The organism is Bacillus sp. 01N42_2, assembly GCF_056399565.1.
In genome coordinates this window covers 123,144-148,153 of sequence record NZ_JBFTRO010000007.1, presented here as the reverse complement: position 1 = coordinate 148,153, position 25,010 = coordinate 123,144, and the positions used below count along the sequence as shown (strand labels likewise).

28 protein-coding genes and 1 pseudogene are annotated in these 25,010 nt (G+C 46.2%); 22 read left to right on the top strand and 7 right to left on the bottom strand.

The window, feature by feature from the left end; genetic code table 11:
* Positions 1–26: 26 nt before the first annotated feature.
* Entirely contained in the window at positions 27–1,004 is a 978-nt protein-coding gene (gene lytH / locus AC1DN5_RS15785) for an L-Ala--D-Glu endopeptidase (RefSeq protein WP_045926044.1), read from the bottom strand.
* 202 nt (positions 1,005–1,206) lie between these two features.
* Here lytH and lipA point away from each other — a divergent pair, with 202 nt between their 5' ends.
* The 4 genes from lipA (at position 1,207) to AC1DN5_RS15765 (ending at position 3,861) form a co-directional block, all read left to right on the top strand.
* Entirely contained in the window at positions 1,207–2,103 is an 897-nt protein-coding gene (gene lipA, locus AC1DN5_RS15780; protein ID WP_003151923.1) for a lipoyl synthase, read from the top strand.
* 218 nt (positions 2,104–2,321) lie between these two features.
* Positions 2,322–2,597: a YutD family protein gene (locus AC1DN5_RS15775; RefSeq protein ID WP_003151928.1), complete on the top strand. Its 276-nt coding sequence runs from the start codon at positions 2,322–2,324 to the stop codon at positions 2,595–2,597.
* A 25-nt stretch (positions 2,598–2,622) separates the two neighbouring features.
* Complete coding sequence (locus tag AC1DN5_RS15770; RefSeq protein ID WP_198698083.1) at positions 2,623–3,057, top strand: DUF86 domain-containing protein; 435 nt, start codon at positions 2,623–2,625, stop codon at positions 3,055–3,057.
* Between the two features lie 33 nt (positions 3,058–3,090).
* A complete protein-coding gene (locus tag AC1DN5_RS15765) occupies positions 3,091–3,861 on the top strand; it encodes a TIGR01457 family HAD-type hydrolase (RefSeq protein WP_013353455.1) in 771 nt (256 codons plus the stop codon).
* Positions 3,862–3,888: 27 nt separating this feature from the next.
* Here AC1DN5_RS15765 and AC1DN5_RS15760 read toward each other — a convergent pair whose 3' ends face one another.
* The gene (locus AC1DN5_RS15760) at positions 3,889–4,389 is read right to left on the bottom strand and encodes a phosphatidylglycerophosphatase A family protein (protein WP_045926073.1); all 501 of its coding nucleotides are present in this window, start codon (positions 4,387–4,389) and stop codon (positions 3,889–3,891) included.
* Positions 4,390–4,543: 154 nt separating this feature from the next.
* Between AC1DN5_RS15760 and yutH the strand changes: the two genes are divergently transcribed.
* The 5 genes from yutH (at position 4,544) to AC1DN5_RS15735 (ending at position 11,131) form a co-directional block, all read left to right on the top strand.
* Positions 4,544–5,560: a spore coat-associated protein CotNH gene (yutH, locus tag AC1DN5_RS15755; RefSeq protein WP_366969741.1), complete on the top strand. Its 1,017-nt coding sequence runs from the start codon at positions 4,544–4,546 to the stop codon at positions 5,558–5,560.
* A gap of 201 nt (positions 5,561–5,761) precedes the next feature.
* Positions 5,762–7,063, top strand: a complete 1,302-nt coding sequence (locus tag AC1DN5_RS15750; RefSeq protein ID WP_049627291.1) for a homoserine dehydrogenase — start codon at positions 5,762–5,764, stop codon at positions 7,061–7,063.
* Positions 7,063–8,121 carry a threonine synthase gene (gene thrC, locus AC1DN5_RS15745; protein ID WP_045926048.1) on the top strand — a complete coding sequence of 353 codons (1,059 nt, stop codon included), beginning with the start codon at positions 7,063–7,065 and terminating at the stop codon, positions 8,119–8,121. Before AC1DN5_RS15750 ends, thrC begins: the two co-directional genes overlap by 1 nt.
* The gene (gene thrB / locus AC1DN5_RS15740; protein WP_188154496.1) at positions 8,118–9,047 is read left to right on the top strand and encodes a homoserine kinase; all 930 of its coding nucleotides are present in this window, start codon (positions 8,118–8,120) and stop codon (positions 9,045–9,047) included. Before thrC ends, thrB begins: the two co-directional genes overlap by 4 nt.
* A 101-nt stretch (positions 9,048–9,148) precedes the next feature.
* Positions 9,149–11,131 (top strand): S9 family peptidase, encoded by a 1,983-nt coding sequence (locus tag AC1DN5_RS15735; RefSeq protein WP_366969740.1) that lies wholly within the window; start codon positions 9,149–9,151, stop codon positions 11,129–11,131.
* A 37-nt stretch (positions 11,132–11,168) separates the two neighbouring features.
* Here AC1DN5_RS15735 and AC1DN5_RS15730 read toward each other — a convergent pair whose 3' ends face one another.
* Positions 11,169–11,504: a NifU family protein gene (locus AC1DN5_RS15730; RefSeq protein WP_173363134.1), complete on the bottom strand. Its 336-nt coding sequence runs from the start codon at positions 11,502–11,504 to the stop codon at positions 11,169–11,171.
* A gap of 79 nt (positions 11,505–11,583) precedes the next feature.
* On the opposite strand from AC1DN5_RS15730, the gene AC1DN5_RS15725 reads away from it, so the two are divergent.
* The gene (locus tag AC1DN5_RS15725) at positions 11,584–11,910 is read left to right on the top strand and encodes a YuzD family protein (RefSeq protein WP_045926049.1); all 327 of its coding nucleotides are present in this window, start codon (positions 11,584–11,586) and stop codon (positions 11,908–11,910) included.
* Positions 11,911–11,947: 37 nt separating this feature from the next.
* Here the strand turns inward: AC1DN5_RS15725 and AC1DN5_RS15720 are convergent, their stop codons facing one another.
* Entirely contained in the window at positions 11,948–13,015 is a 1,068-nt protein-coding gene (locus AC1DN5_RS15720) for an NAD(P)/FAD-dependent oxidoreductase (protein ID WP_060964386.1), read from the bottom strand.
* A 266-nt stretch (positions 13,016–13,281) separates the two neighbouring features.
* Between AC1DN5_RS15720 and AC1DN5_RS15715 the strand changes: the two genes are divergently transcribed.
* From AC1DN5_RS15715 to AC1DN5_RS15700, 4 genes are all read left to right on the top strand, one after another.
* Entirely contained in the window at positions 13,282–13,518 is a 237-nt protein-coding gene (locus AC1DN5_RS15715) for a YuzB family protein (RefSeq protein ID WP_007408721.1), read from the top strand.
* Between the two features lie 133 nt (positions 13,519–13,651).
* Positions 13,652–14,869 (top strand): NupC/NupG family nucleoside CNT transporter, encoded by a 1,218-nt coding sequence (locus tag AC1DN5_RS15710; RefSeq protein ID WP_016938070.1) that lies wholly within the window; start codon positions 13,652–13,654, stop codon positions 14,867–14,869.
* A gap of 123 nt (positions 14,870–14,992) precedes the next feature.
* Complete coding sequence (gene dapF / locus AC1DN5_RS15705; protein ID WP_016938071.1) at positions 14,993–15,847, top strand: diaminopimelate epimerase; 855 nt, start codon at positions 14,993–14,995, stop codon at positions 15,845–15,847.
* A 77-nt stretch (positions 15,848–15,924) separates the two neighbouring features.
* Positions 15,925–16,287 carry a HesB/IscA family protein gene (locus AC1DN5_RS15700; RefSeq protein WP_366969739.1) on the top strand — a complete coding sequence of 121 codons (363 nt, stop codon included), beginning with the start codon at positions 15,925–15,927 and terminating at the stop codon, positions 16,285–16,287.
* 138 nt (positions 16,288–16,425) lie between these two features.
* On the opposite strand, the gene AC1DN5_RS15695 is transcribed toward AC1DN5_RS15700, so the two are convergent.
* Entirely contained in the window at positions 16,426–17,187 is a 762-nt protein-coding gene (locus tag AC1DN5_RS15695; protein ID WP_016938073.1) for an SDR family oxidoreductase, read from the bottom strand.
* Positions 17,188–17,462: 275 nt separating this feature from the next.
* Between AC1DN5_RS15695 and AC1DN5_RS15690 the strand changes: the two are divergent.
* From AC1DN5_RS15690 to AC1DN5_RS15660, 7 genes and pseudogenes are all read left to right on the top strand, one after another.
* Positions 17,463–17,977, top strand: a pseudogene (locus tag AC1DN5_RS15690) (GNAT family N-acetyltransferase).
* Between the two features lie 261 nt (positions 17,978–18,238).
* The gene (locus AC1DN5_RS15685) at positions 18,239–18,811 is read left to right on the top strand and encodes a hypothetical protein (protein WP_016938075.1); all 573 of its coding nucleotides are present in this window, start codon (positions 18,239–18,241) and stop codon (positions 18,809–18,811) included.
* Positions 18,812–18,876: 65 nt separating this feature from the next.
* Positions 18,877–19,212, top strand: coding sequence for an uberolysin/carnocyclin family circular bacteriocin (locus tag AC1DN5_RS15680; protein ID WP_003151973.1), 336 nt, complete (start codon positions 18,877–18,879; stop codon positions 19,210–19,212).
* A gap of 82 nt (positions 19,213–19,294) precedes the next feature.
* Positions 19,295–20,950, top strand: coding sequence for a hypothetical protein (locus AC1DN5_RS15675; RefSeq protein WP_366969738.1), 1,656 nt, complete (start codon positions 19,295–19,297; stop codon positions 20,948–20,950).
* Positions 20,943–21,647, top strand: coding sequence for an ABC transporter ATP-binding protein (locus AC1DN5_RS15670; RefSeq protein WP_366969737.1), 705 nt, complete (start codon positions 20,943–20,945; stop codon positions 21,645–21,647). Before AC1DN5_RS15675 ends, AC1DN5_RS15670 begins: the two co-directional genes overlap by 8 nt.
* A complete protein-coding gene (locus AC1DN5_RS15665; RefSeq protein ID WP_366969736.1) occupies positions 21,644–22,171 on the top strand; it encodes a stage II sporulation protein M in 528 nt (175 codons plus the stop codon). The genes AC1DN5_RS15670 and AC1DN5_RS15665 overlap by 4 nt, the downstream gene beginning before the upstream one ends.
* Before the next feature lie 16 nt (positions 22,172–22,187).
* On the top strand, positions 22,188–22,409 hold the full coding sequence (locus tag AC1DN5_RS15660; protein WP_003151978.1) for a DUF5970 family protein: 222 nt from the start codon (positions 22,188–22,190) through the stop codon (positions 22,407–22,409).
* A 61-nt stretch (positions 22,410–22,470) separates the two neighbouring features.
* On the opposite strand, the gene guaC is transcribed toward AC1DN5_RS15660, so the two are convergent.
* Positions 22,471–23,451: a GMP reductase gene (gene guaC / locus AC1DN5_RS15655; protein WP_045926055.1), complete on the bottom strand. Its 981-nt coding sequence runs from the start codon at positions 23,449–23,451 to the stop codon at positions 22,471–22,473.
* A gap of 216 nt (positions 23,452–23,667) precedes the next feature.
* On the opposite strand from guaC, the gene AC1DN5_RS15650 reads away from it, so the two are divergent.
* A complete protein-coding gene (locus AC1DN5_RS15650; RefSeq protein WP_016938080.1) occupies positions 23,668–23,811 on the top strand; it encodes a hypothetical protein in 144 nt (47 codons plus the stop codon).
* A gap of 38 nt (positions 23,812–23,849) precedes the next feature.
* On the opposite strand, the gene yumC is transcribed toward AC1DN5_RS15650, so the two are convergent.
* On the bottom strand, positions 23,850–24,845 hold the full coding sequence (gene yumC / locus AC1DN5_RS15645; RefSeq protein ID WP_007613496.1) for a ferredoxin--NADP reductase 2: 996 nt from the start codon (positions 24,843–24,845) through the stop codon (positions 23,850–23,852).
* Between the last annotated feature and the right edge of the window lie 165 nt (positions 24,846–25,010).

Below are 25,010 nucleotides of genomic sequence, written 5' to 3'. Positions count from 1 at the left end.
CGCATTCTCTTCTGGCGGCTGTGTGTTTACTTTTTCCTGCGGATTTCTTTCCGTTCCCATGCCCTTAAATGAGGATACGGGTCAAAAGACCATTCCGATCTGCCGTTATCTTTATACATCCCGTAGTGAAGATGCGGCGGAAATTTTCCCGCGGTGCCGGGCGGGCCGTAGCCGGAGCTTCCGACAGAACCGATCACCTCACCGGGTTTGACGATCTGGCCTTTATGAATGCCTTTGGCAAAGCCGTTCAGGTGAGCGAAGTAGTGATACGTGTTATTGATATCCCTGATGCCGATTCTCCAGCCGCCGAAGCGGTTCCAGCCTTTCATTTCGACAATCCCGTAGCAGGTCGATCTGACGGGGAGCCCGTAACGAGCGAACAGATCCGTTCCTTCGTGAATCCGGCGCCCGCCGAACCCCCTCGCAGCTCCCCAAGTGCTGCGGTAGCTGTAATCCGTCTTTACGGGAAGCGGAAAGGCGTGCTCTCCGAGGTCAAGGCGGCCAAATGTCTTGAACAGTGTCATGAATTCGGTGATAATGCCGACCGTCTGATCACGGCGGTAATAATTCCAGAGGCCGATGCGGATATGGTCAAGATCCGTTCCGAATCCCGCTAAGTACTGTGCAAATGTATAAAGGATATCCTCATCATTGCTTACCTCGGCTTTTCCGTCACCGTCGCCGTCCAGGCCGATGCCGTCAAATACTTTAATACTGAGGGGCGCATCGTCCTTAGGATTTGGATTTTCAGGCCCGCTCCACAAATGATCCGGAATATAAATGCTGATGATTCCCGCTTTTTCAGGCAGATCCTTTCGGTTCGAGCGGACATTTTCTTCATATTGATCAACCGCTGCAAGCACATACCAAGGAATCTGTGTGACCGCCTCGGCTTTGCGGTACAATTGCATCCGTCCGTCGTAGACAGAAGCCGATTGTTCTTTTCCGCTTGCAGCCGGACAGAAAACAGATAAAAGGAGAAGAGCAGATAACAGAACTTTCACAACATGATCTCCTTTCAGGATTGAATACAAATAGTTTGCGGCAACAATCCGAGAAAATGTAAGTAATTCTCTTCCCTTGTCGAGAAATTTTTCCTATGTTAAAGTGACTTATGAATAGAAATCCGCGAGTTTTATATCCATCGTGAAATAGAAATTTTTCGCACATAAACATGAATAAAGGGATAATGGAGATGATGGGGAAATGGCAAAGAAAGACGAGCATCTGAGAAAGCCGGAATGGCTCAAAATAAAGCTGAACACGAATGAAAACTATACGGGTCTCAAAAAATTAATGCGTGAAAATAATCTGCATACCGTATGTGAAGAAGCAAAATGCCCGAACATCCATGAATGCTGGGCTGTCAGACGTACGGCGACATTCATGATTCTCGGTTCCGTCTGTACGAGAGCATGCCGCTTCTGCGCTGTCAAAACGGGTCTGCCGACTGAGCTGGATCTGCAGGAGCCGGAACGCGTAGCTGATTCGGTTGCGCTGATGAACTTAAAACACGCCGTTATCACGGCCGTGGCGCGTGATGATCAGAAAGACGGCGGAGCAGGCGTCTTTGCGGAAACGGTCCGGGCGATCCGCAGAAAAAGCCCGTTCACGACGATTGAAGTGCTGCCATCCGATATGGGCGGAAATTACGACAACCTGAAAACATTAATGGATACCCGTCCTGATATTCTGAACCACAACATTGAAACCGTGCGCCGCCTGACACCGAGAGTCCGCGCCCGTGCAACATATGACCGTTCTTTAGAATTCTTGCGCCGTGCGAAAGAAATGCAGCCTGACATTCCGACGAAATCAAGCATTATGATCGGTCTCGGCGAAACGAAGGAAGAAATTATTGAAGTGATGGACGACCTGCTTGCGAACAATGTCGACATCATGGCGATCGGCCAATACTTACAGCCATCCAAAAAACATTTAAAAGTTCAAAAATATTATCATCCGGACGAATTTGCCGAACTGAAAGAAATCGCGATGCAAAAAGGCTTCAGCCACTGTGAAGCAGGCCCGCTTGTCCGTTCTTCCTATCATGCGGATGAACAAGTAAACGAAGCGTCTAAAAAACGCCAGGCTCAAGCATAATATAAACCGAAAAAACCCAAAACGCCGCAGGTTTTGGGTTTTTTGTGATGGAGCCGTTTCAGCCGAAAAAAAGTCATTCTTGAATAAGGACCGTCTGAACCGCTAAACTGGATATAAAAGGGAAAAACCTTCTCCGCAATCCGAAGCGTCTCATTTTGCAATTGATGCACAGAAGTCAATGAATTATGATAGTAAAGAGTGATAAAAGAGGTGAAGACATGATTCTTATTCAAAATGCCGAGTTTGAACTCGTACATGATTTTAAAAACGGCTTTAATGAAGAAGCGTTCAAAGCCCGCTATTCGGACATATTAAATAAATATGATTACATTGTGGGGGACTGGGGATACAGTCAGCTGCGGCTCAAAGGCTTCTTTGATGACCAGAATCAAAAAGCAACCTTTGAAACGAAAATCAGCACATTGGACGAATACATTTACGAATACTGCAATTTCGGCTGCGCGTATTTTGTTCTTAAACGAATCAGAAAATAATTGATGCAGAAGGGGATGCTGTCACGTGTATTTTGTTGACAGAAATAATATCGAACAAACACTCCGTTTTTTTGAGAATCAGCTGGCGCTGTTTGACAGCACGCCGGCTTGGCAGAGCGAGATCGAAAAAAGAGCGCTTGAGCGGATCAGCCATCTTATGATCGAATGCATTCTCGATGTCGGAAATGATATGATTGACGGCTTTATCATGCGCGATCCGGGAAGTTATGACGACATCATGGATATTCTGACGGACGAAAAGGTGGTAGCTGAGGAAGAAGGAAATAAGCTGAAGCAATTGATCTCTTCCAGAAAGCAGCTTGTTCAGGAATATCAGCACGTCGATCATCAGGAGCTGTTTACACTGATCTCGTCAAACAGAGACGTGCTGAAAGCCTTTCCGGCCCGCGTAAGAACCTACCTTGAAACAGAGTTAGGCCCTGTTTCCGCATTTAAATAACAACAAGTGAGAAAATCCACAGGAGTGTTGAGTATGAAGGATTATAAAGGATATTTGATTGATTTGGACGGCACAATGTACAACGGGACGGAAAAAATCGAAGAAGCGTGTGAATTCGTGAGAACGCTTAAAGCGCGCGGCATTCCGTATTTATTCGTGACGAACAATTCCTCCCGGACGCCGAAGCAGGTGGCGGACAAGCTGATGAGCTTTGACATTCCGGCCTCTGAAGAACAGGTCTTCACAACAAGCATGGCGACTGCGCAGCATATCGCCCAGCAGAAAAAAGATGCGTCGGTGTATGTGATCGGCGAAGAAGGCATCCGCCAGGCTATCGAAGAAAACGGGCTGAGCTTCGGAGAAGAAAACGCGGACTTTGTCGTTGTGGGAATCGACCGCGGCATTACATATGAAAAGTTGGCAACGGGATGTCTGGCGATCAGAAACGGCGCCCGGTTTATTTCAACAAACGGCGACGTCGCCATTCCGACTGAAAGAGGGCTTTTGCCGGGGAACGGCTCACTGACATCCGTTTTGACGGTGTCCACGGGCGTCGAGCCTGTCTTTATCGGCAAGCCGGAATCCATTATTATGGAACAGGCGATGCGGGTGCTCGGAACGGATATTTCCGAAACACTCATGGTCGGCGATAACTATGCAACGGATATTATGGCCGGCATCAATGCGGGCATGGATACGCTGCTCGTTCATACCGGAGTGACAAAGCGTGAGCATATGGCCGGTTACGATCAGAAGCCGACATATGCGATTGACTCTTTAACTGAATGGATTGAACATCTATAAAAAAAGGGACGGCCATGACGGCCGTCCTTATTCTGTATTTCTGGCGCTGTGGGCAAGCCGGCTTGAAGCCGCTGCTGCGATTGCGCCGACGATATCATCAAGAAACGTATGGCATTCGCCCGTTGATTTATCATTTAACCGCCCGAGAATGCCGGGTTTTTCTTTGTCAATATAACCGTAATTCGTAAAGCCGATCGAGCCGTATATATTCACGATAGAGAAGGCGAGCACCTCGTCAACCCCATACAGGCTTTCATCAATCGCCAAAATAGTCTGAAGCGGTTCAGACAGCTTTTTTTGTTCGGCAAGCACATCTAATTCTATTCCCGTTAAAATCGCGTTTTGCACCTCGCGTTTCGCGATGACGCGGTCCACATTGAGCCTGCATACCTCTATCGTCAAATCAGGATGATATTTTTTCTGAAGGAAATACACAAGCTCGGCAATATCATCCGTCTCAACTCCCCGTTCTTGTAAACGCGCTCTGGCGACAGCTTCCACCTGATTCAGTTGTTCCTTTTCTGACATTTGCTTCACCCAATCTTTTTTTACTAGTTTATACAGCATCCTTCCGATGTGTACGATGTTTCTCCTCTTCATTCAAAGGAATACAATATGTATTCATAATTCCGCCGGCGTATGACTACGATGTGAATAGCTCTAATTTTTCAGGCAGGTGATTATGATGAAAAGCATCATTAAAGAAAAATACGGCATCCATGTCAGACAGCTTTCCGTTTATCAGAAATACCAATGCTTCCAGACGCCTAATTCCTTCTTTCTTATTATTCCCGTCTCCGGCTTTTCGCAATCAGAGCTGACGGAGCTTTATTACATGAGTCAGTATTTACAAGAACAAAGTGACCCATACGTTTCAGTGTTTATCTTTACGAAGGAAGGAGAGCTGACCTTTGAGGACGAAGGCAAAACATATGCGCTCTTAAAAGCGCCGATTCCCGTCTCAAACCGGTCATTTTCTGTCGGAGGGGAGCTTGCTGAATTCCACAGAAAAGGGCGGGGTTTTCCTTACGAAGTGAAAGAAGCGGGCAGAATCGGTCAATGGAAAGACTTATGGGGAAAACGGGTGGATCAGCTGGAATCATTTTGGATGCAGAAAATTCATATGTCTCCGCTTGAACCGTTCGAAAAGAAAATGATCGAAGCATTTCCTTATTATTCAGGCTTAGCGGAAAATGCCATTCAATATTTAGTGGATACGGAGCTGGATGACAATCCCGGCACGGAAGACTCGGGGACGATCTGCCATCAGCGGATGGAGCGGGATACCTGGTCGGCTGATTCATTGATCCGCATTCCGGGAGATTGGGTATTCGATCATGCAGCCCGTGATATTGCGGAATATATGCGCAGCACGTATTTGTATCATCGTGACGACTTGCTCAATGACGGGTTTTTGTTTTTACAGGAATATGAGCAAGTTACGCCGTTATCCTCCTTTTCCAAACGCCTGTTTTACAGCCGCCTGCTGTTTCCGCTCCATTTTTTCGAGACGGTGGAGAGCTATTACATCTCTCATGAGTCTGAAAAGCATTTTTACGAAGAGCAGCTGGACTACATTCTTGCCGACTGCACCCGTTATGAACAGTTTTTGCAGACATGTCACGACATGCTGAATGTCAGAGCGGCGCAGGTTTTTGTCCCGCCTGTCGCCTGGCTCGGAAAAGGAAGCATTTCGTAAGAAAATATAACGCAAAAATATTTAGAAAATAGAGAATCTTGTCATATCAGTGTGTTAAGCGTTTTCATGACCGCGAAATCAATATTCAGCCGCTTGTCAAAACAAAAGCGGGCTTATATAATATTTGTAACTTAAATGTCTGTGAAGGGTTAACAATTGTCCTTTTCAAGTGGACAAAAGGAAGAAAGGTGGAGTTTCTCTTTGGAAGCAATTCGTATTGGACTGTTAGGACTGGGAACCGTGGGAAGCGGTGTCGTCAAAATTATACAAGATCATCAGGATAAGCTTATGCACCAGGTCGGCTGTCCGGTGACGATCAAAAAAGTGCTAGTTAAAGATATTGATAAAAAACGAGACGCAGACTTGCCGAAAGAAGTGCTGACGACGGAAGTCTATGATGTGATCGATGACCCTGAGGTCGACGTGATTATTGAAGTCATCGGCGGTGTCGAACAGACGAAGCAATACCTGCTCGACGCCTTGAAAGCGAAAAAACATGTCGTGACAGCAAATAAAGATCTGATCGCTGTGTACGGCTCAGAGCTTTTAGCCGCCGCAAAGGAAAATGGCTGTGACTTGTATTATGAAGCGAGTGTCGCCGGCGGAATTCCGATTTTACGTACACTCGAAGACGGGCTTTCCTCTGACCGGATTACAAAAATGATGGGAATCGTCAATGGAACGACGAACTTCATCTTAACGAAAATGATTAAAGAAAAAAGCCCGTATGAAGAAGTGCTGAAGGAAGCGCAGGATCTCGGATTCGCGGAAGCGGACCCGACCGCCGATGTAGAAGGACTCGATGCCGCGCGCAAGATGGCGATTCTAGCCCGTCTCGGTTTCTCTATGAATGTCGACTTGGACGATGTCAAAGTAAAAGGAATTTCCCGGATTACGGATGAAGACATCAGCTTCAGCAAACGGCTCGGCTACACAATGAAGCTGATCGGCATCGCCCAGCGTGATGACAATAAAATCGAGGTCAGCGTTCAGCCGACACTGCTCCCTGATCATCATCCGCTCGCTGCGGTGCATAACGAGTTTAATGCCGTTTACGTATACGGAGAAGCTGTTGGAGAAACGATGTTTTACGGCCCCGGCGCCGGAAGCATGCCGACTGCGACATCAGTCGTTTCCGATCTGGTCGCGGTTATGAAAAACATGCGTCTCGGCGTAAACGGAAACAGCTTTGTCGCCCCGCAGTATGAAAGAAATCTGAAGCAGCCGTCAGATATCTACGCCCAACAGTTTTTAAGAATTCACGTCAAAGACCAGGTCGGCTCTTTTTCAATAATCACATCCGCCTTTTCAGAGCGCGGCGTAAGCTTTGAAAAAATTCTGCAGCTGCCGATCAAAGGCCGCGATGATCTTGCGGAAATCGTGATTGTCACGCATCATGCATCAGAAGAAGATTTCAGCGACATTCTGCAAAACTTAAATGATCTCGAAGTCGTACAGGAAGTAAAAAGCACATATCGCGTAGAAGGGAACGGTTGGAGCTAATGTGGAAAGGACTAATCCATCAATATAAAGAATTTCTGCCGGTGACGGAACAAACGCCGGCCCTGACATTGCATGAAGGAAATACGCCGCTGATTCATCTTCCGAAGCTTTCCGAAAAGCTCGGAATTGAGCTGCATGTGAAAACGGAGGGCATTAATCCGACGGGATCTTTTAAAGATCGCGGCATGGTGATGGCGGTCGCCAAAGCGAAAGAAGAAGGCAATGATACGATCATGTGCGCTTCAACAGGCAACACATCCGCGGCGGCTGCGGCATACGCAGCGAGAGCAGGCATGAAATGCATCGTCATCATTCCGGACGGAAAAATCGCCTTCGGAAAGCTTGCGCAGGCCGTCATGTACGGAGCGGAAATCATCGCGATTGACGGAAACTTTGACGACGCGCTGGCCATCGTCCGGTCGATTTGTGAAAAATCTCCGATTGCATTAGTGAATTCGGTAAACCCTTACCGGATTGAAGGGCAGAAAACAGCGGCCTTTGAAGTATGCGAACAGCTCGGCGGAGCGCCGGACATTCTGGCGATCCCGGTAGGAAACGCCGGGAATATTACGGCCTACTGGAAAGGGTTCAAAGAATACCATGAGAAAAACGGCACCGGACTTCCGAAGATGCGCGGTTTTGAGGCGGAAGGTTCTGCGGCCATCGTTCGCGGCGAGGTCATTAAAAATCCCGAAACCGTTGCGACGGCAATCCGGATCGGGAACCCTGCCAGCTGGGACAAAGCCGTGCTTGCAGCGGAAGAATCAGCCGGAAAAATTGATGAAGTCACAGATGGAGAAATCCTTCACGCTTATCAGCTGATTGCCCGTGAAGAAGGCGTATTTGCAGAGCCAGGCTCCTGTGCATCCATCGCCGGCGTTTTAAAACAGGTGAAATCCGGTGAAATTCCAAAAGGAAGCAAGGTTGTCGCAGTTTTGACCGGAAACGGCCTGAAAGATCCGAACACGGCTGTAGACGTATCTGAGATAAAACCGATCACGCTGCCGACAGATGAAGACAGTATTCTCGAATACTTAAATGGAGCGGCGCGTGTATGAATGAGGCGGAGATGCTGTTTTCCATTACGGTTCCGGGAAGCACCGCCAACTTAGGACCGGGCTTTGATTCCGTCGGGATGGCGCTCAGCAGATATTTGAAGCTTTCGGTTTTCCGAAACGATGAATGGATGTTTTCGGCGGAGACGGAAACTGTCGCGGGCATCCCTCAAGGAACGGACAACCTCATCTATCAAGTCGCCAAACGGACGGCTGACCGTTATCAGAAAGAGCTGCCGCCCGCGCATGTCAAGGTGTGGAGTGACATCCCCCTTGCGCGGGGCCTCGGCAGCAGCGCAGCCGCTATCGTCGCCGCCATTGAGCTTGCGGATGAGTTATGCGGCCTGCAGCTGCCGGAAAGCGACAAGCTGCACTTAGCCAGTCTTGAAGAGGGGCACCCTGATAATGCCGCCGCTTCTCTCGCAGGAGGGCTTGTGATCGGCCTTCATGAAGAAGATGAAACACATATCGTGCGTACTGCCGAAGCGGATATCGACGTTGTTGCGGTTATTCCGTTTTACGAAGTTCTGACCAGGGATGCAAGAGACGTCCTCCCGAAAGAACTGCCGTACCGCGGCGCCGTTAAAGCAAGCGCCGTCAGCAACCTTCTTGTTGCTGCGATCATGTCAAATGACTGGGCGCTCGCGGGGAAAATGATGAGAAAAGACATGCTGCATCAGCCGTACCGCGCCATGCTTGTTCCTGAGCTTTCGAAGGTAGAGCATGCGGCAGAAATGAAAGGCGCTTATGGGACCGCGCTGAGCGGAGCGGGCCCGACGATTCTTGTCCTGACTGCAAAAGGAAAAGGAGAAGAGATGAGAAGCCACCTTTCTCAGCATTTTCCGCACTGTGAGATTGCGTCGCTTACCGTCCCGTCAGAAGGAAGCGTAATCGAACGGAACCCTTTAAAGCAAATGAAAAGTGTATAATGGTAAAAAGCGTTCTTCCCATCAGAGAAGGACGCTTTCTTTTTCTGGAGAAGGATTTTTATTTAGGGAAGCGAAATAAAAGAGAAAAGGAGGAGAAACGATTGAAAAAACTTATAACCGAGGAGGACATTGCGTCTCTCGTATCCGTGACAGATCCCCAATACGCCCCTGACGGCAGACGGGCCGCATACGTCCGGACAACTGTCAATGATAAACGGGACTCTTATTCCTCAGCCATTATGGTGTACGACACAGAATCCCGCACCTCAAAACCGTGGACATTCGGAAGCGGTAAAAATACAAACCCGCGGTGGTCGCCTGACGGACGGCGCCTTGCTTTTGTTTCTGACAGGGAGGATGGCGTCCCTCAGCTGTACATCATAGACACTGCCGGGGGAGAGGCGGAAAAGGCGTCTGATATCCCTTGGGGCGTGTCAGATCCGATATGGGCTCCCGACGGCAGATCCGTGCTTGTGTCCGTCAGTCTGACATCAGCGGAGCGCGCCGATGAGAAAGAAAAAAAGAAGCATGACGAATATGAGCCAATCGACATTCAGTCATTAACTTATAAACGCGACGGGAAGGGCCTGCTCAACGGAAGCCGGACACAGCTTGTGCTGATTCATCTTGAAACGGGGGAGATTCAGCAGCTGACAGACCATGAAGCGGATCATGATGACGCGGCATTTTCACCGGATGGCAAGCAGATTGCGTTTACCGCCAATTTATGCGAGCCCGGTGACGCCGGAAAGCCGAGCGATGTCTACCTGATGAATCTGGCAGACGGCGATCTCAAACAGATTACCCCGCACAGCGGTTCTTTCGGCTCCTGCGTGTTTTCACCGGATGGTTCTTATATCGCGATGCTGGGCCATGAGAATGAATTTCGCAACGCAACCTTAGAAAAAGCGTGGCTGTACGATGTGAAAAATGAGCGGCTGTCCTGCTTAACCGACATGCTGGATGTTCATTTGAGCGATGCGCTTATTGCCGATTCACTCATAGGAGGAGTGACGCCCCGGCCGGTTTGGACAAATGACGGGCAGGGATTTTACGTCCTCGGGAGCGAGCAGGGAAGCACCGGTATTTATTATATCTCGATTGACGGCCTCGTCTATCCGATCCGATTAGAAGAAGAGTATGTGAACGGTTTTGCTTTTCATCCCGATCAGAAAAGCTGTATCGCCGTAATTGCCAAACCCGCCCGGCCTTCTGAGCTTTACAGCATTTCATTTGAAAACGGTAAAGAGAAGCAATTGACAAACAACAATGATTGTTTTACAGAGGAACGCATCATATCCGTGCCGGAGAAGCTGCAATATGAAACGAAAGACGGACTGACGGTGCACGGCTGGTTTTTAAAGCCCGCGGCTTTTGAAGAAGATCAAACTTATCCCCTCATTCTATACATACACGGCGGGCCTCACATGATGTACGGGCATACGTATTTTCATGAATTCCAAGTGCTGGCCGCGCAAGGATATGCTGTCGTCTATGTCAACCCGAGGGGAAGCCACGGCTATGGACAGGATTTCGTCAATCGTGTCAGAGGCGATTACGGAGGCGGAGATTACCGTGATGTCATGCAGGCGGTGGATGAAGCCCTTCAGGCGTATCCGTTTATTGACAGCGGCCGTCTCGGCGTGACGGGCGGAAGCTACGGAGGGTTTATGACGAATTGGATTGTCGGGCAGACCGGCCGTTTTAAAGCAGCCGTCACGCAGCGCTCCATTTCAAATTGGTTCAGTTTCCACGGTGTCAGCGATATCGGCTTCTTTTTTACCGACTGGCAGCTTGGCCATGATCTGTTTGAGGAAGCGGATAAGCTTTGGGACCGTTCACCTGTAAAATATGCGTCCCGCGTTTCAACGCCGCTTCTCATCCTGCACGGCGAGCGTGATGACCGCTGTCCGATAGAACAGGCTGAGCAGCTCTTTATCGCATTGAAGAAGCTGAACAAAACGACGGCGTTCATCCGATTTCCGAAAGCCACGCATGAGCTGTCGAGAAGCGGCCATCCGGAACAGCGGATCAAACGCATCCGTTATATTTGTTCATGGTTTAATGACTATCTGCAAAAATAAAATAAAAAACCAGGCTGTCATCAGCCTGGTTTTGTTATTAAAATACTTGTTCTACTTCAACGACACCCGGCACTTCTTCAAGAAGGGCGCGTTCGATTCCGGCTTTCAGCGTAATCGTTGAACTTGGGCAGCTGCCGCATGCGCCAAGGAGACGAAGCTTTACAATGCCTTCGTCAACGTCGACAAGCTCACAGTCACCGCCGTCACGAAGCAGAAACGGGCGTAATTTATCCAATACTTCCTGTACTTGCTCTTTCATTTCAACCTCAGTCATGAGATTCGCTCCTTTCATATGCATAAAACCATTATATTCACAGTAACGGTAAAAATCTAATGTTTGGTTTGCAATGCTGCTTTCTTCATTATAGCATATTTAAACTTGAACATAAAAACCGTTTTTTATACAAAAGCTGCCCCGTCCTTTGTATACTGGTGGAAAGGGGATGATAAACATGACAAAGCCGGTGACGCTCAGTGTTTACGGCGCTGAAACGCTCTGCGCAAGCTGTGTAAATATGCCGAGCGCCAAAGATACGTTTGAATGGCTGGAGGCGGCGCTGAAACGGAAATATCCGGAGCAGCCTTTTAACATGCAGTATATTGATATTGACACACCGCCTCAGCAAAAGGAGACAAAAGAGCTTGCGGAGCGAATCAGAAACGATGAATTTTTCTATCCGCTTGTGCTGGTGGAAGATGTCATTGTAGGAGAAGGGAATCCGCATTTAAAAGATATATATGAAGAAATGGAAAAGCGCGGCTATGTGGCGGGCTCATAAAAATGGCCGCTGATCGCAATCAGCGGCTTTTCCATTATCAGCCGTTATGATGCTTGTACATCCATAAAAGGCCTGATTTTAACAGGCGCGGCACACGCCCGATCAGCGGACGGTCGTTGACAAGACCGAAACCCGCTTTTTTTCCGAGCGAGCCGAGGACGCCTTTCAGCTTAAATTGCGGCATTGTTTCCGGCAGCTCTTCATTGTTCCAGCGTTTCAAAAGAACCTGCACAATTTGCTCCGCCTGCGCTTCAGCAAGCTGAGCGCTCGGCGCATGCGGAAGGCTCGCGCAATCACCGACGACGTAAACATGCTCATCGCCCGGAAGGTTATGGTGCGGTGTCAAAACGATGCGGCCTTGCGGATCTTTTTCAGCGTCCAGTTCTCTGACGGCTCTATTCGGCTGAATTCCCGCCGTCCACACGATGGCATCGGCCGGTATTGCTTCATCATGATTGTAAACGATACCGTCTTCCACTTTTGTAATATTCGCATTATTGATAATGGTGACGCCGTGCTCTTCAAACCATTTTTGAACGTATTTGCTGAGCCTTTTCGGAAAGCTTGATAAAATCAGATCGCCCCGGTCAAATAATATAATCTTCAGATCGTCACGGCTCTCTCTTAATTCACTGGCAAGCTCCACGCCGCTTAATCCCGCTCCGACGATAGCGACAGATGCATTGGCGCCGAGGTTGTTCAGCTTTTGATAGGCTTCGCGTGACTGGTCAATGGTTTGAATGCTGTAAGTATGTTCCGGCGCGCCGGGCACGTTATGATACTTATCCTCGCAGCCCAGTCCGATCACCGCGTCATCGTAAGAAATCGGTTCGCGGTCATGAAACAGAACTTGTTTGTTTTTCGTGTCGATGGAAGCCACCTCACCGTATTGAACATCCAGATTCGGATGCTCTGGAAAGGACACTCTGATATGATGATCAGAAATCGTGCCGGCGGCGAGCGCATAATATTCTGTTTTTAAGCAGTGATACGGGTTTCTGTCAATCAGCGTGATGGATGTATCTGACGGAAGCTGGTTCGGCAATAAGCGGTGCAGCACCCGCATGTTTCCGTAACCCCCGCCGATCAAGACCAATTTTTTCATAATGATTCCCCTTTTGCCCGAAAAATATGGTAGTCAATGTTGTTACAAAATAACGAACTATGTAAAATAACATCTAGAATTATATCGAATTTGATCTAAAACCACAATAATAGTTTTAAAATAACCTACAAATTGACCAGAAAACGCGTAATAGTAAAACCTTTAACCTGAATTAATATGTTACGATAACATTGAGTGTGAAACCGGATCTTTGACGAATAGAGGAAATTCCGTTAGGATAAGGTACATATGTGAGGTGAAACCGCATGAATCCGATGATTGAATTCTGTGTCAGCAATTTAGCGCGCGGTTCCCAGGAAGCACTTGAGATCTTAGAGAAGGATCCGAACTTGGACGTGCTTGAATACGGCTGTTTAAGCTATTGCGGGAAATGCATGGAGTCCCTGTTCGCCCTGGTTAACGGCGAAGTGGTCACGGGAGGCACGCCTGCTGAATTGGTTGACAACATATATACATTCATAGAAGAAAATCCGATGTTTTAATCAGAGGCTCCGAACGGGCCTCTTTTTTTATGCGCCCCGGGATTTGGCAAAATAAAAAATTTGTAGACAGCAAAAATAAATATTGTTATCTTAATAAAGACTTTTTTTAAATAAAATTTTAGAGGTGGATTCATTGAATATCGTTTGGGGGCTGCTTGGGGCAGTTGCTATATTAGCCATTGCTTTTTTGTTATCAGAGAAGAAAAGCAAAATTAAACTGCGAACCGTCATTGTCGGTTTATGTTTACAAATGGCCTTCGGATTCATCGTATTAAAGTGGGACGCCGGCCGGGCCGTATTTTTATGGTTCTCAAGCCGTGTGCAGCTTCTCATTGATTATGCGAACGAAGGCATCAGCTTTATTTTTGGCCCGCTGTTAAAAGTGGGCAGCAGCCCGGCTTTCGCGCTGAGTGTTCTGCCGGTCATTATCTTTTTCTCAGCGCTGATTGCCGTTTTGTATCACCTGAAAATCATGCAGCTTATTTTTCGCGTCATCGGAGGCGGACTGTCAAAGCTTCTTGGGACAAGCAGAACAGAATCGCTTGCGGCGGCTGCGAATATTTTTGTCGGACAGTCTGAATCACCGCTTGCCATTAAACCGCTGATTGCGGGATTGACCCGTTCCGAGCTGTTTACGATTATGACGAGCGGCCTTTCGGCTGTAGCGGGTTCGACGCTTTTCGGATACGCCTTGTTAGGCATTCCGATCGAGTACTTGCTGGCGGCCAGCTTCATGGCGGCTCCTGCCGGTCTCGTGTTCGGAAAAATATTAATACCGGAAACAGAAAAAACGCAGACGGTTAAAGGTGACTTTAATATGGACGAAGAAGGCGAAGGCGCCGCTAATGTGATTGATGCTGCGGCAAAAGGCGCGTCCACCGGCCTTCAAATTGCGCTAAACGTCGGCGCCATGCTGCTTGCGTTTGTCGCGCTCATCGCCGTAGTGAACGGAATTCTCGGCGGAATCGGCGGCTGGTTCGGTTTCAAACATATTACATTAGAATCCATTCTCGGTTACGTGTTTTCACCGATCGCATTTGTTATCGGAGTTCCTTGGCATGAAGCGCTGGGAGCGGGAAGCTATATCGGACAAAAGCTTGTGCTGAATGAGTTTGTCGCTTATTCCAACTTCGGTCCCCATATTGCGGACTTTTCTAAAAAAACGTCTACGATTATCAGCTTTGCGCTGTGCGGATTCGCCAACTTCTCTTCCATTGCGATCATGCTCGGCACATTGGGCGGTTTGGCCCCAAGCCGCCGTTCAGACATCGCGCGCCTCGGGTTAAGAGCGGTTATTGCGGGAACACTCGCTAACCTTCTCAGCGCGGCGATTGCCGGCATGTTTATTTAGTAAACGATAAAAGCTCCCTGCATATGCAGGGAGCTTTTATGTATGAAAAACGGGGGATATTTGTATTGTGTCCGAGGGGAAGAGCTTTTATACTAAGTAAAAGAAAAAAAGTTGGAGGCCGATATGAATTCATTCCGTTTTACCAAGATGCACGGTCTTGGAAACAGTTATATATATGTTAATCAATTCGAAGAACAGCTGCCGGAAGAACGGCTGGCTGAGATTGCCGTTAAAGTGTCCAGCATTCATACGGGCATCGGTTCTGACGGCATGATCCTCATCTGTCCGTCAGAAAAAGCGCCCGTCAAAATGCGGATTTTTAATAATGACGGTTCAGAAGGAAAAAATTGCGGCAACGGCCTTCGCTGTGTGGCAAAGTATGCATACGAACATAAGCTGACAGAAGAAACGTCCTTTTTCATTGAAACGCTCTCAGGTCTTGTGAAAGCAGACATTACGGAGGACAACGGGATAGTGCGTGAAGTCGCCGTTGATATGGGCGAACCCCGCCTGACCAAAAAAGAGCTGCCGATGCTCGGCAATGAAGATGAACGGACGATCGATGAAACCTTTGTCTTCGGAGAGACGGAGCTTTCAGGAACTGCCGTATCAATGGGAAACCCCCATATTGTCTTTCCGGTTGAAGATATCAGTCAAGCGCCTCTTACAACGCTCGGCCCCGTCATTGAAAAAGACCCGAGATTCCCGGAAGGCGTCAATGTCGAGTTTGTGGAAACCGTCAGCGCGGATGAACTTCATTTCCGTGTATGGGAACGCGGCTCCGGCATCACACAGGCTTGCGGAACAGGCGCCTGTGCGGCGGCTGTCGCATCCGTATTGAACGGTGTTTCTGAACGGAACCGGGATATCACTGTTCATTTAGCGGGAGGCGACCTTGTGATTAATTGGCAGGACAATGGGCACGTGCTGATGACAGGGCCCGCCGAAACCGTATGCAGCGGCGTCTATTATTTGTAAACAGCTCGTTTGAGAAATACGCTTCTCAAGGTTTATAATAGACATCAGTATTCGTTTTTAAAAAAGGAGGTCTACCTATGAGTGTTCCAGTAACCATCACTGAAGCAGCAGCTTTGCATATAAAAGATATGATGAAAGAGCATGAAGAAGAAAACGCGTTCCTCCGTGTGGGCGTAAAAGGCGGCGGCTGCAGCGGCCTGTCTTACGGAATGGGATTTGAGCATGAAAAAGGCGAAAAAGACAGCATGTTTGAACAGCACGGAATCACCGTTTTGGTCGACAGTGAAAGCCTTGATATTATGAACGGCACGATCATTGACTTCAAGCAGTCCATGATGGGCGGCGGTTTCACCATTGACAACCCGAATGCCATCGCTTCTTGCGGCTGCGGATCTTCTTTCCGCACGGCCAAAAACGCCGGTTCGCCGGAAGAGTGCTAGGGCTCAACCTGCCATTCTTAGGATGAAAAAATATGGCGTCTTTCTTTTCGATGGCGCTTGCACCATTGTTAAGAAAGGCGTTTGTTTAATAAAAGCAAAACCCGCTCAACAGAAGCGGGTTTTGCTTTTTCAAAGATGTTATTCAATTGTATGTTTCATTGCATTGTACATATTTGCCGTGTGTTCATCGGCTTTATCCCGGGACATGCGCAGCCGTTCCACAGAAGAACCATATCCGATTTCAAGTTTGCCCTCTTTTAGTCCTTTAAAAATCCCATCAGCAAATTCATCCAGCGGTTCTCCTTGCGTATGCAGTCCTGCTCCGCCTAAATCTGTATTCACCGCCGGAGGCGCAACTTCAATCACTTCTACAGCTGAATCAGAAAGCTGGTGTCTCAGACTCATTGTAAATGAATGAAGCGCCGCTTTCGTTGCTGAATAGATCGGTGCAATGGCAAGCGGTGTAAAAGCCAATCCCGAAGAGACGTTAATGACAGCCGCATCTTCTTTTCCGGCAAAAAACGGAGCGAACAGCATGGACAGGTGGAAGGGAGCTTCAATGTTCGTTGTGATTTCTTTATTGAAATAGTCCCAATTGTCCTTCGCATCTGCTTTCAGCACATGAAAACGTTGTTGAATCCCCGCGTTGTTGACTAACACATTCACTTCCGGATAGTTCTCTGTCACCCAATCAAACAGTGATACACGTTCAGATGGAATGCTCAAATCACTGACATAGGTAATAAGATCCGGAAATGTTTCCTTTGCTTTTTGAAGAGCATGTTCACGCCGTCCGGTCACGATGACTTTATTTCCCGCTTTTAAAAATCGTTCTGCAAAAGCCAATCCTATTCCGGCATTTCCGCCTGTAATCAGTATTGTATTTCCCGTCAGTTTCATATGAACTCCTCTTTTCCAATTGTTTTACAATTCTTTGATAACATTTCAGCTGCAATCCAATCAATATATTTTTGGGGATCATCGGGAAACCCGCCAAAACTATTCTTTCCTTGTCACAATATGATGATACGGCTTAAAGTGCGGTTTAAGTCAACAAAAGAACCTTTTCCGTTCCAATCGTGGGATCTTTATTGATGCGATAAAGCGTACCGTACAACATGGGAAAAAGGCAATTAAGAAACGTTTCTGATTAAAACAAAAGGACGGCGATGCATATGCAGGAAGGAAACAGCGTTAATATCAGGCCGCTCAGCCTGAATGATGCTGAGCAGGAACTGATTTTGCAGACGGAAAACCTTGTCGAGACAAGAGGATTTTTATACGCTGGAAGGCCGGAAAAAACGAATTGAACAATCACTGAAGAATGCGGAAAATGACACAGAATACAGCTTCGGCATTTTTCTTCAGGATCAGACCCTGATTGGCACGATCAGCCTTTTCAGGTGGTTCGGGGTGACATCCAAAGCGCTCTCATCGGTTACTTTTTAGATGGCAAACATAACGGAAAGGCTATGCGACGAAGGCTGTCAAGCTGGCAGCCGATTATGCATTCAATGAGCTGAACCTGCATCGGATAGAAGCCGGAGTCATGCCGCACAATAAGGCGTCAATCCGGGTGCTCGAAAAAGCCGGCTTTCATAAAGAAGGCATTGCGAGAAAAAATGTAAAAATAAATGGAAAATGGGAAGATCATCAGGTGCTGGCGATCATACATCCGGAGGATACATAACGATATCCTCCTTTTTTGGATCCTGCGTCTCATTACGCAGGTCATTCTCTCAAATATCTCAAATCCATTGTCTAAATCGTACTATTTGCAAATTAAGAAAAAAATAAAGGGTATATAGCATCAAAAACTATGAAAAATATGCTCTTTGTCAACACGTTCTAAAGTCATATTTTTCGAAAGGATATTGATTTTTTGATAGGAATAAACTAAATTGTAAAAGTATAGAATAGTTCATTTATTTTGTAAGAAAAGGATGATAATATGATAGGTCAATTGAGCAATAAAAAAATATTTTTAAGTTCTTTTTTCATCATTTTGATCTGTTCATTACTCTTCCAATTCAGTATTTCAGATAAAGTGCTGCAGTCTTATTACTCTTCTGTCGGAGAAAATACCTACGATATCGGGGAGAAAAGTGTTCGTACGATTGTCATGTTTCTGCAAGGGTTTATGATCTTCACCACTTTTGTGGAAATCCTGATAGGCGGGTTTCTGTTATTCGTTGCCGCTTTTATTCTCGGTACAAAAAAACCAAAAAAAATATATTTGCTTCTATATACGCTGACTTCTTTAATCTCGGCATTTAAAATGTTGATTCTGTCAGTTGTTAACTACTTAACGGCTGATTCCTCACTTATATATTCTGCCGGCGGCACCAAACTGAGTTTACAGCTGCTGGATCCATTTCTGCTTCTGTCAATCGCGGCTCTTTATGCTGCCGCAGGAAAACTTACCGATCTCAGCAAAGGAAAGAGAATCATTTTAACTGGATGTTTTGTTTTATTAAAACTCTTCACTATCTTCTTTAATTATTTTATGGCGGATAAAATTTAGCTCGGGAGAGAGTCAATTAAGCTGAATTTTATTATATATTAAAAACAGAGCAGGGAGATGTTAAGATGAACTTAGTAAAATCTAATAAAAAATCTTTCATTTTGTTTGGCGCGGCTCTTGCTGCAGCGACGTTGGTTTATGCACTTTTATTAACTGGCACTGAATTAAATGTGGCGGCGGCTCATGCATTCTCAGCCAATGCTGAATTAGCTTCGACTCTCGGTATCTCTACAGCAGCAGCTAAAAAAGCAATTGATATCATTGATGCGGCTTCAACAATTGCTTCTATCATTTCTCTCATCGGTATCGTTACAGGCGCAGGCGCGATTTCTTATGCAATCGTTGCAACAGCAAAAACAATGATTAAGAAATACGGCAAAAAATACGCAGCTGCTTGGTAAAATCGATCGATAAATAATTGCTCTTTTTGTACAAGCTGCAAAAAGAGCCTCTCTCCCAAATACATATGTAAGGATTGAAAGTATGATAGTCAGACAAATTACAGCTCTTATCAAATATAATACCCTGTCGTCGTTCCGCAAAAAAAAGGAAGATTGGGGAATTCCTCAACTCAACGGCAAACTGCTTTCTGCCATTATTATTTCTCTGTTATGTGTTTATCTTATTTTACTGGGATGCGGCGTTGTATTCGGGACAAAACTGATTCAGCTTCCTATCAGCGCGTGGGGGCAATTTGTTTTAATCGCCGTTTCATTGGAGCAGCTTTTTTGGGCTGCCGGCTTCTTTAAAGAACATCAAAATGCTTTTCTGCTGGATACGCGCAAGGTCATTCATCAATTAAAAAAGGTTCGTTTTTTACAGCTGTTTTCAGTTTTTACCGGCCAGGCGATCAAAAAAACCATTTTCGTATGGTATCTTTTTGTTTTTCCGGTCTTTTTGTTTTTAACCGGCGCAGGCATGGCTGGATCTGCAGCGGTCATCGTATTTTTCCTGGGCTTCGTTTATTTTCTTCTCAATTTATTTTTATCTATGCTGTTTTCTTACGTTGTTTATCTTCTTACGAATATGTGGAGCAAATGGTTTTACTTGAAAATCATGAAGGGCATTTTATTCAGCGTCAGCCTGCTGGTGCCGCTGGCAGTGGGGTATGCCGTTTATCTTCTCGTGTTTGGGGAGTATACGGTAAAGGACATTTCCGGATTTACGGAGTCGCCGGCTTTCCGGAACATCCTCATGAATACACCGTATGTATGGCTGGTATTCCGCTCAGATTCCGTGCTCGTTTTCGCAGCAGTATTTGCAGCCGCCGTCCTTTTTACGGCTGGACTGTTTAAGCTGTGGGCGGCTACCCTGAAGAAAATGGATCTTATTCCTTATATGTTTTTGACAAACGCGGCTTTTGCACCAAAGCTTAAATTATATAGGAATAACAAAATATTTCATGCCGTTTTTCAAAAGGACCTTCTGTTTCTAACGAGAATTGACGGGTTTTTTATCAGGAATTTCGGCAGTATGCTTTATTTGTTCATGCTGTTTTTAGGTTTTTGTGTTCCGTTGCTTTCTCATCATTTTACCGGGTATTCGGCAGCCGCCATCGTATCCGTGGCGGTTATCATTGCGAACTTTTCGTATCAGCTTGTCGGGGACGCGCTCAAAACCGTATTATCCGTTGACGGAGAAATAAAAAATCAGCATCTGTTTCACCGGAATATCAAACATGCGTGGCAGCTCGTGTTTCCGAAAGTATGTATTTATAATCTTGCGGCTCTTATCTATTCATTCATCATGACCATTTTGATTACGGTGTTTTTTCCGTCCTCCGCTGCGCTGACGGTCTACCTGTTTATTGTATTTTTATGTTCGGGTTTTTTATACAGTCTTGTCCAGATTTCAAGCACCGCCTTGTACCCTAAAAAAAACTGGGAGCATCTGTACGAAATCGGAGAAGCCGGGAAAGCAAAGACGTACAACAACTTATACGGTTCTTTGATTTTCATTGTGTCGCTTCAAATTGCTGCGATCACGTCATATTTTATTTATAAAAAGCCGGAACTTGAAACGCTGCTTATTCATTCTGCATCAGGTATATTTGTCCTGTTCACACTATTAAACTATGGAGTCATGTTTCTGTTTCTTCGCAGAATTAATATGGCGGAAAGGTTTGCGAACAATGATTAAATTAGTGAATATACAAAAAAAATATAGTGAAAAACAGGTGTTAAAGGATATTTCTTTTGAGGTGAAAAAAGGCTCAATCTATGCTTTGCTCGGGACCAATGGAGTCGGGAAAACAACGACTTTGAAAATCATTTCGGGCCTGCTTAAACCGACGTCAGGCTGTGTCATGATTGACGGCAAAGAAATAGATTCAGAAGAGGGAGGGCAAATATCGGCTGATATCGGTTTTGTGCCCGACCATGCCTTTTTATATGATTATTTAACGGGAGTCGAATACTTGAGTTTTACAGCGGAGATGTTTCAAGTGCCGTCTCAGCGGACAAATGATTATATAAAGAATATGTTAGAGACGCTGAAGCTTTCACAAGACGGAAATCAGCTGATTAAAACCTATTCACACGGAATGAAACAAAAATTATCAATCGCTGCCGCGCTCATTCATCAGCCTAAGATCTTAATCCTTGACGAGCCGCTGACGGGCATTGATTTAATCAGCGGCAAAACGATACGGACGTTATTGAAGGAGTACGTCAAACAGGGGAATACGGTCCTGTTATCGACTCACCTGCTGGAACTGGCGCATTCGTTGTGCGATACGATCGGTATTATCCATGACGGCGTTTTTGCGGCGGAGTATCAGTCATCCGAGCATTCATTAGAAGAAATCGAAGAAATGGCTGAGCGTATCTATACATGATGAACCGCATTTTGCCGGCAATCAGAACGTCCGCCATTCCGTTAACCGCGTCATTGCTGTTTTTTTCAGGCGGTGCAATCGCTGCGGTTTTTACCGATCACTTTGTATCATCAGCGTCTTATAATGGCTCGTCAGGCTCAGTTGAATTGTTAAAAAATAATGCAATCGCTTGTCTGTTTTTAGCGGCAGGTTTTTTTACTTTTGGGTTGACCTCAATCTTTTATTTATTCACCAACGGATTTATTTTAAGCGGCTCTATTATCGAAAATCTGCATAGCGGGGTTCCTTTTTATCAGATTTTTTTACTGCTAATTCCTCATGGTATATTTGAAGTTCCTGCGTTATTATTGAGTGGCGCCATTGGTTTTAAAGGCGTTGATTTGGTCATCAGGCTGTGTTTTTCTAAGGAAAAAAAGATAATGGCTTCAATGTTCAGGCATATCGGAATATTGGTGCTGCTTATTATTTGTCTGCTGATCGCCGCTGCCATTATTGAAGCTTACATCACACCAATTTTTAAGTAAAAGGGGCAGAAATCATATGAGAAGTAAATTATCATTAATCGGTGTGCCGATTGTTATGATTATCGGTTATATCATTTCTTTATCCTTTGAGTGGCTGTTTCCTGTTCTTACTTTTGGAGTGGCAGGACTGTATCTCTTTATATTTGCTCCGGTGCAAAATAAATTCATCCGTTACATCTTTTTGTTTATTTTTGTGATTAATCTGTTGGCCAGTGCGGCTCTTTATTTTGGTATTTAATAAAAAAATGACATTCATGTTGAATGTCATTTTTTTTATTTTCGAGCGGCTCTGCTGTGGGTTAAAATCTGTCGCCGTTGAAAATTGAGTTTTTTACGATTACGTAGTCGACATTGCGGATGGCTTCGAGTTTATTGCCGCCGGCGTAAGAGATGGAAGACTGCAGATCCTGCTCCATTTCAATCAGCGTATCCTGCAGAGATCCTTTATGCTCAACATGCATTTTTTTGCCCTCGACGTTTTTCTTTTCGCCTTTTTGAAATTCGGAAGCGGAGCCGAAATATTCTTTGTACAGCTTGCCGTCGATTTCGATTGTTTGCCCCGGTGATTCTTCGTGGCCGGCGAATAATGATCCGATCATGACCATAGACGCGCCGAAACGGATGGACTTCGCAATATCGCCGTGCGTGCGGATGCCGCCGTCAGCAATGATCGGTTTGCTTGCCGCTTTTGCACACCAGCGAAGCGCGGCTAATTGCCATCCGCCGGTTCCGAAGCCGGTTTTAATTTTTGTGATGCATACTTTCCCGGGCCCGATCCCCACTTTTGTCGCGTCAGCGCCCGCGCGTTCCAGTTCCCGTACAGCTTCAGGCGTCCCGACATTCCCTGCAATGACAAAGCTTTCCGGCACATGTTCTTTAATAAATTGAATCATGCTGATCACGGCATTGGAATGGCCGTGCGCGATATCAATAGTAATATAATCCGGTACAAGCTCCTGTGCTTTCAGCTCGCGGATGAATTCATAATCGTTGTCTTTCACGCCGACGCTGATCGAGGAAATCAGTCCGCGTGCTTTCATATTCTGGACAAAGGCCAGGCGTTTTTCCGGCTCGAAGCGGTGCATGATATAAAAATACCCATTTTCAGCGAGCCAGGCCGCGATGTTTTCATCTATAATCGTCTGCATGTTGGCCGGTACGACCGGAAGTTTAAATGTGTGTCCGCCCAATGTAACTGATGTATCACATTCAGATCGGCTGTCCACAATGCATTTTGCAGGAATCAGCTGAATATCTTCGTAATCAAATACATTTTCCATAAATAACACCCCTAAAAGCGAATGATAAAATTATAATTAAATAAAATGTTCGTCTTTTTATAATGTACTTTGTTTTGTCAGGAATGTCAAATGATTTCATGCTGCCTCATACGCCGTCAGCTTGTCATCTTTTTGCAGTTTGGTTATCATAGTAGTATTGTGTGTTGTAAGACATTTGTTACGATAGATAGATTTGCAAAGAAGGGAGGGGCCGGTGTGGAACAAAAACAGCCCGGGCACAGCCCGAAAGCCCAGAAAATTCAGGACCGGATTATTTTAGGCACGATTTGGGTCGTGTCGGCGCTTGTGATTGCGCTCGTTGTCGGAACCGTCATGAATTATATGTGGATCTTTAAATAAAAAAGAGTCTGTGCCGGCAGGACACAGACTCTTTTTTATTATTTTTCAAACATGCTTGTAGAATGCAGAGGCTGGACGCGCGCTTTCGGGTCCATGTAAGCCTTCGCGTTGTTCACGGCTGTCGGAGCTTCGCCGAAACCGCTCGCGATCAGCTTGACTTTGCCTTCATATGTGCAGATATCTCCGGCGGCAAAGAAGCCTTCGATATTGGTTTCCATTGTGCTTTTGACGACGATGGAGTTTTTCTCGATTTCAAGACCCCAGTTTTTAATCGGGCCGAGGGAAGAAACAAAGCCGTAGTTTACGATCAGGTCATCAATTTCAATGATTTCTTTGCGGTCGCCTTTCACTTCTTCGAGAACGAGCTGTTCGATCCGGTCTTCACCGACAAGTTCAGCCGGAACAAACGGTGTCAGCACGTTGACTTTAGAATTGTGCAGGTTTTCGACACTGTGCTCATGCGCGCGGAATTTATCACGGCGGTGGATGATGCTGACTTCTTTGGCGATTGGCTCAAGCATGAGCGCCCAGTCAACGGCGGAGTCGCCGCCGCCCAGAACGGCAACGCGTCTGCCTGCGAATTGATTGAGGTCGTCAATGAAGTAGTGCAGGTTTTTGCCTTCATATTGCTCCGCTGATTCCAGCTCAAGCTTTCTCGGCTTAAATGCGCCGTTTCCCGCGGTGATAATGACCGTTTTTGAATAATGCGTTTCTGAATTCGTGACAAGCTTAAACACACCGTCAGCCTGTTTTTCAACAGATTCAACGGCCTGCTCTAAGCAGATGGTCTGATCGAACTTTGCCATTTGCTCTTTTAAGTTGTTCACAAGTTCTTGGGCGCGGATTTTCGGGAATCCGGCTACATCATAAATATATTTTTCAGGGTACAGCGCGCTGAGCTGGCCGCCAAGCTGAGGCAGGCTCTCAATGATTTTGACGCTCGCCTGTCTCATTCCCCCGTAAAAAGCGGTAAACAGGCCGACCGGGCCGCCGCCGATGACCGTAATATCATAAACCTTTGAATCCTCTTGCATACCAAATTGCCTCCTAATTGAAAATTGTTATTAATTATAACATAGAATTTGAAAGGATGACGAGTGCCGAAAACCGCCCGGCCGCTTCATTCTTGAAAAAAATTGCGCCTGCCGCTAATATGGGGACAAATTCCAATCCGTTTTTTCCTGAATGTTTTCCGATGC

Coding starts and splice junctions, on each gene's coding strand:
- lipA (WP_003151923.1), top strand. CDS start 1,207: ATGGCAAAGAAAGACGAGCATCTGAGAAAGCCGGAATGGCTCAAAATA.
- AC1DN5_RS15775 (WP_003151928.1), top strand. CDS start 2,322: ATGATTCTTATTCAAAATGCCGAGTTTGAACTCGTACATGATTTTAAA.
- AC1DN5_RS15765 (WP_013353455.1), top strand. CDS start 3,091: ATGAAGGATTATAAAGGATATTTGATTGATTTGGACGGCACAATGTAC.
- AC1DN5_RS15760 (WP_045926073.1), bottom strand. CDS start 4,389: ATGTCAGAAAAGGAACAACTGAATCAGGTGGAAGCTGTCGCCAGAGCG.
- yutH (WP_366969741.1), top strand. CDS start 4,544: ATGATGAAAAGCATCATTAAAGAAAAATACGGCATCCATGTCAGACAG.
- thrC (WP_045926048.1), top strand. CDS start 7,063: ATGTGGAAAGGACTAATCCATCAATATAAAGAATTTCTGCCGGTGACG.
- thrB (WP_188154496.1), top strand. CDS start 8,118: ATGAATGAGGCGGAGATGCTGTTTTCCATTACGGTTCCGGGAAGCACC.
- AC1DN5_RS15725 (WP_045926049.1), top strand. CDS start 11,584: ATGACAAAGCCGGTGACGCTCAGTGTTTACGGCGCTGAAACGCTCTGC.
- AC1DN5_RS15720 (WP_060964386.1), bottom strand. CDS start 13,015: ATGAAAAAATTGGTCTTGATCGGCGGGGGTTACGGAAACATGCGGGTG.
- AC1DN5_RS15715 (WP_007408721.1), top strand. CDS start 13,282: ATGAATCCGATGATTGAATTCTGTGTCAGCAATTTAGCGCGCGGTTCC.
- dapF (WP_016938071.1), top strand. CDS start 14,993: ATGAATTCATTCCGTTTTACCAAGATGCACGGTCTTGGAAACAGTTAT.
- AC1DN5_RS15700 (WP_366969739.1), top strand. CDS start 15,925: ATGAGTGTTCCAGTAACCATCACTGAAGCAGCAGCTTTGCATATAAAA.
- AC1DN5_RS15695 (WP_016938073.1), bottom strand. CDS start 17,187: ATGAAACTGACGGGAAATACAATACTGATTACAGGCGGAAATGCCGGA.
- AC1DN5_RS15685 (WP_016938075.1), top strand. CDS start 18,239: ATGATAGGTCAATTGAGCAATAAAAAAATATTTTTAAGTTCTTTTTTC.
- AC1DN5_RS15680 (WP_003151973.1), top strand. CDS start 18,877: ATGAACTTAGTAAAATCTAATAAAAAATCTTTCATTTTGTTTGGCGCG.
- AC1DN5_RS15675 (WP_366969738.1), top strand. CDS start 19,295: ATGATAGTCAGACAAATTACAGCTCTTATCAAATATAATACCCTGTCG.
- AC1DN5_RS15670 (WP_366969737.1), top strand. CDS start 20,943: ATGATTAAATTAGTGAATATACAAAAAAAATATAGTGAAAAACAGGTG.
- AC1DN5_RS15665 (WP_366969736.1), top strand. CDS start 21,644: ATGATGAACCGCATTTTGCCGGCAATCAGAACGTCCGCCATTCCGTTA.
- AC1DN5_RS15660 (WP_003151978.1), top strand. CDS start 22,188: ATGAGAAGTAAATTATCATTAATCGGTGTGCCGATTGTTATGATTATC.
- guaC (WP_045926055.1), bottom strand. CDS start 23,451: ATGGAAAATGTATTTGATTACGAAGATATTCAGCTGATTCCTGCAAAA.
- yumC (WP_007613496.1), bottom strand. CDS start 24,845: ATGCAAGAGGATTCAAAGGTTTATGATATTACGGTCATCGGCGGCGGC.